Annotated in this window: 10 protein-coding genes and 1 pseudogene; 10 read left to right on the top strand and 1 reads right to left on the bottom strand. The window is 34.4% G+C overall.

The window, feature by feature from the left end; genetic code table 11:
- The first annotated feature begins 45 nt into the window (after positions 1 to 45).
- From AXY_RS11845 to AXY_RS12870, 6 genes are all read left to right on the top strand, one after another.
- Positions 46 to 2,760, top strand: a complete 2,715-nt coding sequence (locus AXY_RS11845; protein ID WP_015011067.1) for an ATP-dependent DNA helicase — start codon at positions 46 to 48, stop codon at positions 2,758 to 2,760.
- 759 nt (positions 2,761 to 3,519) lie between these two features.
- Positions 3,520 to 4,182 (top strand): hypothetical protein, encoded by a 663-nt coding sequence (locus AXY_RS11840; protein ID WP_015011066.1) that lies wholly within the window; start codon positions 3,520 to 3,522, stop codon positions 4,180 to 4,182.
- A 125-nt stretch (positions 4,183 to 4,307) separates the two neighbouring features.
- Entirely contained in the window at positions 4,308 to 5,162 is an 855-nt protein-coding gene (locus tag AXY_RS11835) for a hypothetical protein (RefSeq protein ID WP_015011065.1), read from the top strand.
- 374 nt (positions 5,163 to 5,536) lie between these two features.
- A complete protein-coding gene (locus AXY_RS13050; protein ID WP_015011064.1) occupies positions 5,537 to 5,689 on the top strand; it encodes a hypothetical protein in 153 nt (50 codons plus the stop codon).
- A 113-nt stretch (positions 5,690 to 5,802) separates the two neighbouring features.
- Positions 5,803 to 6,078 carry a RhuM family protein gene (gene rhuM / locus AXY_RS13045; protein WP_015011063.1) on the top strand — a complete coding sequence of 92 codons (276 nt, stop codon included), beginning with the start codon at positions 5,803 to 5,805 and terminating at the stop codon, positions 6,076 to 6,078.
- Positions 6,079 to 6,606: 528 nt separating this feature from the next.
- On the top strand, positions 6,607 to 6,768 hold the full coding sequence (locus tag AXY_RS12870) for an AbrB/MazE/SpoVT family DNA-binding domain-containing protein (protein ID WP_015011062.1): 162 nt from the start codon (positions 6,607 to 6,609) through the stop codon (positions 6,766 to 6,768).
- A 265-nt stretch (positions 6,769 to 7,033) separates the two neighbouring features.
- On the opposite strand, the pseudogene AXY_RS13235 reads toward AXY_RS12870, so the two are convergent.
- Positions 7,034 to 7,186: pseudogene (locus AXY_RS13235) on the bottom strand (ATP-binding protein); the annotation flags it as partial.
- Between the two features lie 107 nt (positions 7,187 to 7,293).
- On the opposite strand from AXY_RS13235, the gene AXY_RS11820 reads away from it, so the two are divergent.
- The 4 genes from AXY_RS11820 to AXY_RS11805 are packed head-to-tail and all read left to right on the top strand — an operon-like array spanning position 7,294 to position 13,834.
- Positions 7,294 to 8,607: a toprim domain-containing protein gene (locus tag AXY_RS11820; protein ID WP_015011060.1), complete on the top strand. Its 1,314-nt coding sequence runs from the start codon at positions 7,294 to 7,296 to the stop codon at positions 8,605 to 8,607.
- Entirely contained in the window at positions 8,583 to 10,010 is a 1,428-nt protein-coding gene (locus tag AXY_RS11815) for a hypothetical protein (RefSeq protein ID WP_015011059.1), read from the top strand. The genes AXY_RS11820 and AXY_RS11815 overlap by 25 nt, the downstream gene beginning before the upstream one ends.
- Positions 9,952 to 10,665 carry a hypothetical protein gene (locus AXY_RS11810; protein ID WP_051007556.1) on the top strand — a complete coding sequence of 238 codons (714 nt, stop codon included), beginning with the start codon at positions 9,952 to 9,954 and terminating at the stop codon, positions 10,663 to 10,665. The genes AXY_RS11815 and AXY_RS11810 overlap by 59 nt, the downstream gene beginning before the upstream one ends.
- Positions 10,646 to 13,834, top strand: coding sequence for an AAA family ATPase (locus tag AXY_RS11805; protein ID WP_015011057.1), 3,189 nt, complete (start codon positions 10,646 to 10,648; stop codon positions 13,832 to 13,834). Before AXY_RS11810 ends, AXY_RS11805 begins: the two co-directional genes overlap by 20 nt.
- The last annotated feature ends 8 nt before the right edge of the window (positions 13,835 to 13,842 follow it).

The raw sequence follows: 13,842 nt of genomic DNA, 5'->3' as shown, positions 1-13,842 counted from the left end.
TATTTAAGTTTTATTAGCTATGCATGAAAATTAAGGAGGATATCTTTGAATAGTATTGATTTAGAAATCTTAAATATTGATAAAGTTATTTGCAGAAATATTGATAGATTTGATTCATCTGATAGAGGGTTATTATCACAAAACATTCTATCGCAGCTTAGAAATTTTGTTGAACATATATCATTAAAAGCGTACGCCAATGGACAAGATATTGAGAACAGCTATGAAAATATAGGGAAAGCAAATAATTATGTTAAATCTAAAGGTAATTTAAAGTTTTTGAATAAATTCCATAAGCTCTTACAGATTACAGCTTCTCATTATACCCTCAATGAAGAAAATTCCGAGAGACTAATGCTGAAGTACTATGAGTACCTACTTAAAATAAAAAAGTTTTTAAAAGTTGAATTTGATCTCGATGTACTAACTAACATAGATGAGTACCCTATTAATATAGATTCAAATCTTAAAGAGTATTATGAAAAAATCTCGGATAAAATAAATCAACTATCTTTGACTAGAACCAATAGCATATATAAAGAACGGTATTATATCCAAAGAATAAAGCCATTTTTCGTAGATTATAATGTTTATTATGAAGTGACTCTAACTCTTGCTAATGATAGAGCAAGTAAGTTTGATAGAATTATTGCATTCACAAAACTAGATCTAACACACAACTATGCTGTTAAACTTTCAATAAAGAGTGATTCTGTAAAAATTTTAGGAAAAGAAATGCCGATATTAATTATTGAGGGATGGGAAGTTTCGATTCGTCCTTGTGAACTAAATAATTTTGCAAAAATTTTTGGGTTTAATCCTAAAATACAAAGTGGACATACTGAGTATCGAGGGTTGATGAGATATCTAACTGAAACAGGACAGAATTTAGTTGAAGTCATTGATTCATCAGAAAGTGAATATATGAGTATTAAGAGCCATGTAGCTCAAGAATCTAAAGTCTCTCCTTTTTTTGAAGTACTAGATAAATGCCGTGAATTGGCAAAGAATAATAGTTTAGGAAGTAATGTAATTAGATATTTACTTTACAGATTAAATAACAAGATTATCAAGCAGCAATATAATTCCGGAGGTTGCGAAGTATTATCAAATCTAAATCTTGCTTATGGATGTATACCGTTTGAAAAAATGCCGTTAAATACTTCATTAAGAAATCATAATCCTAAAATCTCGGATTTGCTTGACTGCATAGATACAACTAATCGAGGTCATGAGATTTTTGCAAGATTTGTTAAAAATAATACAGAAGTAAAAGGCCAATTATATACTCCTAAGAACGATATTACAAGTTTTGATGATATTGATGGTTTTATGGAGATCTATAACAGTAAGTTATATTATAAGCATCAACATAGAAGGTTAGAGAATTACAAAGATTATATTTATATAAATGGTTATGAAGAGGACACTCAAAGTATAATTCAAAATCTTAAAGAGTTAGCTTCATCTGGTATAGATAATTACTCAAACTCTGTTCAATTTTGGTTGCAATCTTCCGCCTATGATATTGATTGTGATGAGAAGAAATCTTATTTAAATAAAATGTTTGAGAACTCCAAAGTAGCTTTTATATACGGTTCTGCTGGAACTGGAAAATCTACTATGATAAATCATATCTCTAATTTTTTTAATGATAAAAAGAAGCTATATTTGGCAAACACTAATCCAGCAGTAGATAACTTAAAAAGGAGAGTTAATGCTGCTAATGGTACTTTTAAAACTATTGCAAAATTCATAGCACAAAGGAGTTGTGAAACAGATTTTGATTTATTGATTATTGACGAATGTAGTACAGTTAGTAATTCAGATATGCTTAAAGTGATAAGAAAGGCATCCTTCAAATTATTAGTTTTAGTTGGAGATGTTTATCAAATCGACTCAATAGTCTTTGGAAATTGGTTTGAGGTTGCTCGTTCCTTTGTTCCTAAAACATCAGTATTTGAGTTAACAAAGCCTTATCGAACTAGTAATTCTAAGTTGCTTACTTTGTGGAATAAGGTTAGGAACATGGATGAGGATTTATTGGAACACATTACCAAAAATAATTATTCTATCAGCCTAAATGAGTCGATATTTGAACATTCTGGAGAAGATGAAATAATACTATGTTTAAATTATGATGGTCTTTATGGAATAAACAATATTAATCGATTTTTGCAAAGTAGCAATGGAAACTATGCTTATTACTGGGGTATCCAAACCTATAAGGTCAATGATCCTATTTTGTTTAATGAGTCTGAAAGATTTGCTCCTTTAATTTATAACAACTTAAAAGGGAAAATAGTAGGTATAGAAATATTTAATGATAAAATACAATTCGATATTGAACTAGATAAAGTAATAAATCAGTTGGATGCAGCGGGGTATGATTTTCAGCTGATAGGTAGTTCTGATAATGGAAATTCAATTATACGCTTTTTTGTTAATAAGTATAGAAGCACTGATGAAGATGACGATTTATCATCAGACGCTGTGGTTCCGTTTCAGGTTGCCTATGCTGTTTCAATTCACAAAGCACAGGGGCTGGAATACAATTCTGTTAAAATTGTTATAACAGATGAAATTGAAGAAATGATTACTCACAACATATTCTATACAGCAATAACTCGCGCAAAGGAAAAATTAAAAATATACTGGACACCAGAGACGGAGCATAAAGTTTTGAGCAATCTGGAAATAAAAAATAGCAGAAGAGATGTTTCTCTATTATCATCAAAGATTAGTGAGCCAGTTGAATAAAGTTCTGACTTTAATGCATATTAACTTCCCTTAAAAGTCCTGTTCTCTTTAAAATTATACGTATTGGTCAGTAATGCTTTAATGAGAATAGTACATCTTTTCTTATATATTGAATAAATGTGATTATATGGCACAACAAGACCCTAGAAATATTGGCAAATCTAGGGTCTTGTTGTGCATTTTTATTTAATCGGCTTTTCTAATACCAATGAACTTCGCACTAGTTTCTCTCCTACTCTTTTTTGCCGCCTTAACAAAAAGTCTCACAATTCTTTCTTCCTTGGTATATTTTCTTTTTCTAAAAAACCTTTTTAGCAATGTGTTCCCTCCCTATTTTTCTATAAATATATTACTTGGAAGATAAAATATGATAGATATTTCAAAAGTTGACTAAGGGAAAGTCGTTTATATTTTTATTAAACAATTTCTTTTGTAACTATCAAAAATATTACTATTAAGATGATAGAATAATTCTATGAATTGTGTTGCTTACGTTCGAACAGGTAGTAAATGATTACAGCCAAGGAAATGTACTAACGTTGCCATACTTTTTACCACTGAATGATAAAAAATGAACCAGTAAATGACAGATGTTTACAACGACACCTTCTGGTTGATTAAAGTTTGATTTTCAAAAAGGTCAATCTTCCATAAATGAGCATTCTTGAGCTATATTTATATAATAGATAAACTAGTAACTAAATTTGCTGTATGATATGCTAAATCTAACTTTTAAAAGAAAATGGGGAGAAATCTATTATGAAAGATATTTTTTCATATAATACAGATATTAATAAAACAGCATATATGAATTGGCGTACAAGTCACCATGATCATTTACATAATATGCATGTAATTGCTAAAGGATTTGCTGATTCTTCATTAGTATTGGTTAAACAAATCTTAGAAAATAATAATAAAGGTAAAGAAGCGGATTCATTAATATTTCCAATCTTATTTAATGCAAATCATGCAATTGAAGTTTATTTAAAATTATTAATATGGACATTAAATACCCTCTTAGCGAATGGAAAAACTTATGAAAACTCTCATAATCTTAAAACCTTATTAAAGGAAGTCAAAAGATTAGAAAAAGAATTTGAAAATAAATTGGATTATGAACATTTTTTCGGGAAATTAACAAAGTACATAAATGAGTTGTATAAAAAAATTGAAATTCAAAATAAAGAAGGAAAAAGTTTTTCGGATATTACTTTTGCAAGATATTCACTAACTAGAGAAAAAGAGCCACAGTTTTATATAAATGAGTTCGATAATGTTGTCGTTGATTTAACTAACTTTATTGTAGTATTCAATGAAATATTTAAGAATCTGGATGACTTATCAATGCACTATCAACATTTAATTGAAATGAGAAATGAAATGGAATCTGAAATGAGAATGGATTCTTATTATGAATAGTTTCAATCCTCCTTTTATTAGGAGGATTTTCTGTTTCTCATTATATTACAAAGGGACAATTTTAAGTTTATACTAGTAATATATAGTTATTATTTGGGAGACTAATGCGAAGGGGAGATGTGCTGATGAGTAGCATTAAAGATGTTGAAAAAATGGATAGACAAATAAGAAAATTACCAAATACGTATGAGCCAACAGCTTTCAGACAGGCTACAGAGGCAGTACAAGGATTGCGCAAAGCATTTGATACATCGGCTTATAGACAGGCTACAGAGGCAGCACAAAGATTGAGCGAAGCATTTGATACATCGGCTTATAGACAGGCTACAGAGGCAGCACAAAGATTGAGCAAAGCATTTGATACATCAGCTTATAGACAGGCTACAGAGGCAGTACAAAGATTGCGCAAAGCATTTGATACATCGGCTTATAGACAGGCTACAGAGGCAGTACAAAAATTGAGCGAAGCATTTGATACATCGGCTTATAGACAGGCTACAGAAGCAGTGCAAAGATTGGGCAAAGCATTTGATACATCAACTTATAGACAGATTTCAAACTTAGCGGAGAGATTGAAGGGAATCACAAATGGTTTTCAAGATAATGGGTATTATTTTGCTGTAGTAGTGGCGGGTATTGATTATTTAGAGAACACAAAAAATCTTGAAAATGTTGTTGAAACAAAAGATTATTATGAGGAACAATTAGAAATACTCGTTGAATGTTACACAACTCTGATTGCACATTTGCAAAAGCTATGGAATGTAATTACTACTGAAAAAGCTAAAGATATTATGACTGTAGCAGGTTTTATAATATCAGTAGTTGGATTTATAATTACTATTAAAGGGGTAGTTCCGAATGATAAAGAGCAAATGCCCCAAATTCATATACACAATTATTCGGATAATGTGGAAATTGATACAAAAATAGAAGATAATAAAGTTGAAATATATATTGAAGAAAAGGAAATAGAATAAGTCGTTGTCAGGCGGAGAAAGAACTTAATGAAGAATTATAGCAACTTTATTCAGAAAAGGGTAGAGTTGTTATTGAAGACACTGGATTTATACTCCAGTGTCTATTTTTTGCCTCTCAAATAACCACGGTGAACCGTATCATAAATAGTGGTAAAGCAAAGAGTGGAAGTTGAATTAAGTGAAACGATATTAGAACAAATTAAATAATAGTTTAGTTGACCACCCTCTAAAAAGTTTGAGGGGGCGTTTTCGTACAAAGGTAAGTCATAATTGATACGAATAAGCATTCCACTTTTGTTAAGTATCTAGTGTTGAAAATGGTATAATAATACATAGAAAAGAAGGGTAATAATTTTTTAATGGGAGTGACTAGAATGCAGAATGAAACAAACATTTTAATCTATCAAACTGAGGATGGAAATACAAAAATTGATGTTAGATTGGCAAATGAAACCGTTTGGATGACACAAAAAGCAATTGCCGAATTATATCAAAAAAGTGTAAACACAATTAATGAGCATTATTAAAAATATATATGCAGAAGGTGAACTTCAAGAATCGTCAACTATTCGGAAAAACCGAATAGTTCAAACTGAAGGAAAGAGAGGTTGAACGTGAGGTATCTTTCTACAACCTTGAAATGATTCTCGCAATTGGCTACCGAGTTCGTTCCCATCGAGGCAGCCAATTTCGTCAGTGGGTAACTGCTCGCTTAAATGAATATCTAGTCAAAGGTTTTACAATGGCTGATGATCGTATGAAAGAAATGCGGAATTTTGGAGAGGATTATTTTGATGAGTTAGATGAAGAGACTAGTTTATCTTCTTATCATGGTTTGGCACTATCTAAGGAAGGATTATTGATTGGCTTGTTTCATCCCCACGTATATGCATTTAATTTAGGTCTGGAAGTCTGAGCACTTAAATCATTTTGGCGAGATAACTGTAGATTCGGAAGGGACTTCTTATTTTGCTGGGATAAGTGCATTAATTGCTTTAGATACAGAAGGAAATATAAAGTGGGAGATGGAGTTGCTCTTTGGCTATGGTGTTGTAGTGATGATAGGATCTAATGAAGAGATATATTTAGCTATGGATGCTTATGAACAAGATCAGGTGTTGATTATAGGAAATAAGTAAAAGAGAATTATGAAAAATAAGAGGTTGCCCGAGGTATTTTAATTTTCCTCGGGCATTTTTATTGATTAGTGTCCCATTTTCTTCATATGTATTTGTAGCTGAATTGAGATCTTATGAATAAGATAATTGCTACTCGTAAGTTTTAAATGGTTTCATTGTTCATTTTTCACCCCATAAGTATTTAAATTGATTTCTCTATAAAGGATTAGCGATAAGTTGTAAATGTAAGATCGAAATAAACTAAAGACAGTCGTTTTATCTTATGTATAAGTAAAGGTAAATTAAAAGTAAAGGGGGTGTTCGTTGTGGTAGAATCCAGGAAAACCAATGAGAAGGTTGTATATTCAACTTTATCTTCTAAAAAACAAATTACACTGCCTGCTATGATAAGGGAAAAGCTAGGTGCTGAACCTGGCGATCAAGTCGGATTTGATTACAATGTAGAAACGAAGGAAGTTATATTGTGAATATTATCTACCAGAAAGTTTGATTTAATATTAGCTGTACGAGTGAGAGGTTCTAACGAAATTTTCGGGGTTAAATGTTTAGATAAATCAAGTTAAGTAATAGGTAGCAGTGTATATTAAGAATTATTATGCTAGAAAATTTTGCAGTTTTTATCCGATCATTTAAATCTTAGCAAATCAGAGCGCTTGTGCCAAAACAAAGACAAGTGCTCTGATTCTATATTGCTTAAGATAAACGGCACATGAACATTTCATCAAAGTTCCTTCACAGGATAATCGTAATCGTTGTCCCTTCATGCTGTTTGGAGTGAACCTCCATTTTTCCGCTATGCAAATCGACAACTCCATAAGCAATATTCATTCCTAAGCCTTCACCCTCTGAACGTTCAATTATGTTCGTTCCTCGATAATAGCGTTTAAATAAATGCTCAACAAACTAATAATAAAATCTAAAGCAGACCATTTTATGCTCGCTTCTTAACAATAAACTACACTGTACTATGTTAAAATAGGAGGATAGGGAGTGTGATAAAAGTGATGTCAAAAGCTTGGCTTGATTATATAAATGAATATATCTTGTTAAAAGGAGAGACACTCCATCAATTGGACAGTGAGGATAACCATGATGTGATCCACCTTGATGTCATCAAACGTACGGCTCGAACGCGAAGAATCGTCGCTAAGTTAACGATAGGTATTAAAGAGTCAGGGGTCCCGCCAGAGACATTAATCAGTACTTTCCCTACCCCGAATGTTAAACGACAATTAAATGATAAGGAAAAGGCATATGAATGGATGAGAAATGGCTGGGTGATAAGGGAATATCGATTGAAAAAAGATGAGCGAACCATTGATCGTGAACAATACCGGATGGGTTATCCTTTATTTTTATTTCTACAAAAGCTAACGACAAAAATGTTAGAAGAGCGTAATGATTCGATGCGGTCATGGTTAAATAAATGGCAAAAAACAAAACATCCTGAGCAAGGACTTAGTCTCGAACGTCTTGATTTATTAAGACGATTAAATAATGTACTAAGTAAACTTGCTAGTGATGTCATTTTAGCAATCGATCATAACCTAGATCACATAGAATCCTTAAATGTTGGTTGGCGTTTTAAGAAACAACTTACATACTTACATTTCTTGCTTGCCTTATATCAAATATCGAGTGACCAACAGCAATTTGATTGGAAAGAAATCGGTGCGCGTTACTTCCAATATATCGGTGGATCTAAAGTGTTTGATTCATATAAAAGCGATTTGATTCAAGAAGCGGAAGTGTTATTGGGACGTCCTCTTCATTTATTTGGTTTAACAAGCCTTGGAACGATTACCCCCATTTACTTTGCAGGAGAAATGAAAAGTCCGCGAGCTAACTATCGTTATGGAAGCATCCATGCAACAACGGATTTGGCTGTTTTTACTGACCGATTTGAGACAACAGCTGACGTTATTTGGCTTGTTGAGAATAGAGGGGTATTGACACGCATGGCTTATGAGATTGACTTTATAAAAGCGTCGAAGAGTTTTATTCTTGCAATCGACGGTCAGTTACGCTCGAGCCATCGACAATTGATTCAATATTTGATGAAAAATGTGAAGCAAGTGATCATTTGGACAGATATTGATGAGGCGGGGTTGGTGATTGCTAAGGACGCAGCTGACCTTGTTCGAGCAAGTAATACAAAAATAAAATGGGTTGTTCCGCCGTTAGATGTTACGACAAATCAGATGGAATTCGAGGACAAGTATCAAATAGCTATGAAGATAAATAGGGAAGAACAAGAACAGGAGATGGGAGGTGTTGAGTGGTGGAAGAAGTGGATCGACGATTGATTTCTGTTTTTGAGACAGATGTTGATCAACCGGAACTCTTACAATCGATGCGTGATATCGTTTCTTTTTCAGGGGTGCTCAAAGAACTGAGTGATAAAGATTACTTTCAATCACCACATCAAGTGCTCCGGTTTTTACGTGTGATTCAGCTGATCAATTTAGAGGCACTCGGACTAACCGATGCCCTTGAAGATGAAGAGCAAATATTTTATCGATATCGGCACATTTATGAGTATGACGAAGAGATCACCTTAGGTTTTGTAAAACATCTCATCTATGTGTTAGGAAAATATAACTGGGTGACAAAAACATCCCGTAGGATTAAAATGCGGGATCTTGGAAAACGAATGATTGATAGCTTGATTCGTCTAGCAAATGACTCACTTGCTTATTATTTGAATGATGAAGTTGCCCGTTCCTTATTTCAAGCAAAAAGAGATGCCGAACTTAGTGAGGCCTATGATGATAAAGGCATATCTGGTGGCAATAAACTTGCGAGTATGATCCGAAACGTTGAAGAAGCAACTGAACTTTTAATTGAACGAGAGTTGGAATACTTAGCAGATCGAAATGCATTGATGCAAGTTGAGGTCATTCACCAACTGATGCAGGAATTGGAAGTAAAGATGGAAGAGCGCCTAGCTATGTTTGAAACGTTAGACCAGGAACTTATCTTTAGTACCATTAAACAGCGTGGCATCACTGCGATTAGCGAGGGGACAAAGATCAGTCTAGGAACGATTAATAAAATTCTGAAATTTGCCCATTTACGAGAAACCGATGTGATTCGAACGATTCAACCTGACCTATTAAGGCAATTTATTGAGCGGACATTTAACCCACCAGTCGATTCTGATATTCCAAATGCTCACCAGATTTTAAGCTTTATGGAACAAGATCAATATGAAGATGAAGCGATGGATGGCATGTGGGTTCCGATCAAGTTTGCTAGCCCGATCTCACCAGAGACAGTCGATATTGGGATTGACTATTTAGAAAACTATCAACCGACGACAGAACCGATTGAAGTTGTTGTGGAGGAGTTTTTTCCTGAACTTGATGAAGTGATGGAGGATGAGCTTGATGATTTAATGGGTGAGGCTAAGTGGCAAATGACCAAACAAATGATTCATACAGAGCGACTCGAAAATTACTTGGATGAAGTAGAGGAAGCAAGCTTAGATGAATTAATTGTTGAAGCGGGGTCATCATCATGGAGTGATGTTTTAAATGGTTTGATTGGTGCATCTGCATTGATTGGCAATAAGAAAGCAGATCTTGATGAAAAGGCAAATAAGAAAATTAAGCAAGATCATGAAAATAGAGATTGGAGGTGGATTGATGATGAACAAGGAGGCTATGGAATTAGCAAGCGAAGAAGAGGTGGAAGTGGAAAATCTTAATCCACTCACAGCGATGCAATCTGTAAAAGGCTATTTAACAAAGCTAGAAGAATTGACCTTTATGCAAATACTTTTCTCATCATCAGCAACGATTCGCAGAGGGAACTTTGGCTTGTCCCGTAAGGAAGTTGAACGATTACTTGAGATTGGTAATGATGAACATGCGTTTCAGTCTTTTTTAAAGCGGGTTAATGGCGCAGTGAGTCGTTATATGAAGGTTATCTATGACAAACAGCGAAATCAAGTCGTCGCTTTAATGCGTGTTCCAGCCAAACAAGCGCGAAATGTGTTGAGTAAAGAGAGCTTAGCCATTTTAATGTTTATTTTTTATCATCAAGAAGTGTTGCAAAATGAATACACGCTCTTTTCACAATTAATTCAAAGTTTTGGTCATGAATCTTTACAAATTACCCGTAAAATACAAGCGAATTTAGATCCTTTAAAAAAGATTGGTGCGATTGATGATTATGATGATAATAAGGGTGAAGATGCTTATCAATTGACTGCAATCGGGGCCCATCTTTTTTCAGATTCTTATTTACGTAGGTATACGGAATTCAGTCAATCCAATCAATTGCATCTAGAAGATGTGATTCGATTCTTCAAAAGATATAACTTGAAAGGAGATATAGCCGATGATCCCTTGGAGACTTAGATTCACAGGCATTCGTGATTACCCTGCAATCGATCTTGATTTTTCCGACAAGTCGGATCATATTTTAATATCGGGGCCAAATGGTGCAGGAAAATCAACGATTACCTTTTGTATGGGAGCCGTACTCTATTCAGGTAAAGTTGTGATTGATGGGTTAAAATCGAACAATTTACCTACGGATCAAACGTGGCACGCTAAGATTGATCTACTATTTAAAAATGATGGCGCTAAAAAGGTTGATGCTCCTCAATATGTTCAATTCCGTCTCGATATTGAGCAGAAACCTAGCGAGCCAATTAAGCGAGAATTTTATATTGAAGAAGGCGATGTGATTGACGAGTGGGAACGCTCGACGAAGTTTACGTCTGGTGGTAAGTATAATTTTACCGAATATAAACAACAAATTATCCACAAGTATGCGGTCGATCCTGATGCTTATTATTTGATTTGGTATCAAAAAGAAGTCAATCAATTTGCAGAGATGCACCCTGAAGAGCGCTTTCGCATTTTTAGTGAAATGAACGGGATTGATAAAATTCAGAAAAATTGGGAAGAAAGTAAAGCGCTCGTGAAAGAGACAGAGCTCACACTTGAAGAAGCAGAGAGTAAACAAGGTTTAAATAAATTGCAATTGCAACAGAAAAAAGGTGAACTCGATCGATACCTCGATCGTAATCGACGCTTGAAAAGAGGCTATATCGAATATAGAGTAGCACTGAAATGGTTAAAAACATACTATTTGGATCAGATCAATAGTCTAAAAGGACAGATCGAGCAATTAGAAGAGTCAAGAGTGGAAACAAATGATCTTAAAAGAGCATTAGAAAGCAAATGGCATGAAAAAAATGATCAAGATCAGTTGTTGGAAGAGAAAATAAATGAGCTCAATAAACAAAATGAATCGTTAGATCACAAGCGAAAGGCACTGATCAATCAGTTAAAAGATCGTCAAGCGAAACGAGATACAATTTCTAGTGAGATCGATCATATTAGCAAAGAAGTCGATCGGATAGGGCAATCAAGAAAAGATGTGGAACAACAATTAACGAATGCCAAAACCACAGTCAATCAACTGTCAAAGACGATTGATGATCTAGAGCGGAAGATCAAAGTAATTAACGCAAAAGTAAACGAAGACTTAAATCAGACGATTGCCACTTTAAATGAACAAATCAAACAAGATGAGCTGAAGTACCACCAGGTGAAAGACTTAATCGATACGTATAAAAGTAGCGCATTAGTTCAAGAAGAAATTGAAATGAATGATAACAATATTGATCGCTATCGAAATGATTTAATTGATTTAAGAAGAAAACAAATAGAATTAACAAAAGAGTTAGAGGCACTTAAGAAAAATCAACTCATCAGTTCACGACAAGAACAATCGATTAACTACTTTAAAAATCAGAATATCGTCGTTTATCCAATGCGGGAATTACTAGAGCTTGATTCATCTGCGAAAGCGAGCGATGAACAGTTATTTGACACGATTAAATATACGCTTTTTGTCAATAAAAAGATTTTTAACGCACCAAATGACCTTTATCATGTCTCATTACCAAACATTATTCCAGATAAATCACTAACGCATCTGCCAGAACAACGCATTAAAGTAAAAGCAGGATTAACTGATGATCTCTACGCATTCGCCGTTAAAGCATTATGTTGGACACGAACATTTTTTGAAGAAGAAAAGCCGAACATTGACCGGGGAAAGCTGATCGATCAAAGGGGTGTTCGTGGTCCTCAAGAAGAGAAACGTTTGATTTTAAATGAGAAGATGGTTCAGGTGTACCGAGAAGATGTTGAAAAAGAACTCGATCAAACAAATGACAGAATAAATCAATTTGAGAAAAAGGTGAAACAACTCAATCAACAAAATATGACCTTATTTAATCGACGTGAATCACTAAAACACGCAGAAGCTTTTCTAACAAAAGAAAATGAACGTGAATTAAGGAAAGAAAGACAGAGGAAATTAGTGGCTGAACGGAAGGATTTACTTGATCAAAAAGATGACCTTGAAGCTGAATTAGATCAGGCTCGAACAGATCGAGCCAAGTGGCAACAAGAGCTGAATACTTACCAGATGTATTATGAAACCTATCTTTTATATGAACAAGAACAAGATAAGATCGAAGAAGTTCAAAGATTAGATGAAGAAATCAAACAATTGCAATCTAATCGACAAAAATTAACGAAACAATTAACAGAGATAGACGAAGCACTTGAAGATGAAACACAAAAAAGACGTCGCCTCAACCGCTCAATTGAAGATATTGATGACCGAATTCAATCGCAAGCGCGAGAAATCGATCAGATTGAACGGCAGATCCAGGATCGAACAGAAGAGCGGTTTACAAATGAAGAAGTTTTTTCAAAAACAAAGCAAGATTTGGACAGGCTTGAGTCATCAGCGAGTTATGAACTCGAAGATGAGGAGCCTAAACTCACGCGATCACAAGCGGAGGAGATGCGTGAGCGTGGCAAAGCAACATATGAACTGGCTTTAAGTATCACAGATATTGACGAAGCAGCGCCGGAAAACTATCAAAAGATGAAAGAAGAATACGACACATCCGCCAATGAAGTGAAAAAATCGAAAATTTTATTAGATCAATATCGTGAACGGATGGAACACTTTAAAGAAGACTTAGAAAATACGATCAGTATGAGAATGCTCGGTGTGAATCAAAAGTTTGTTCACTACATGTCCCTATTTTCTTTTGAAGGAAATATTGAGTGGGATTATCTGGTCGATCGCCATGGACAAACACGCTATCGCTTATATATTAAAGCAAGAAAAGAAGGACATCGTGGCAAGCTCGAGGATGTAAGTGAAAAGGCCAGAGGTGGGAAAGTTGGAAGGGGGGTATCAGGTGGAGAAGAGTCGCTCAGTTCCTTGCTATTCGCACTCGCTTTGCTCCAGACAATTGAATCCTCACCAGGCTATATTGTGTTAGACGAATTCGATAGTGCCCTAGACGAAAGCCGAAAAGATAAAGTGTTCGAACTATATGAACAAGAATTAAAGCGAAAGATGATCATCCTTACGCCTAAGTCTCATGAAGAAGAATACTTACATCGCTTTTCAAAAGCTTACGTCGTCTACCATGACCCAAGTGTGCCTAAAAGTAAAATCTTTAAAGTAAAGCGTCAAGTTACCTGATCACAATT

The organism is Amphibacillus xylanus NBRC 15112 (genome assembly GCF_000307165.1).
GTDB classification, from domain to species: Bacteria; Bacillota; Bacilli; order Bacillales; family Amphibacillaceae; genus Amphibacillus; species Amphibacillus xylanus.
This window is presented reverse-complemented; position numbering and strand designations above follow the sequence as displayed.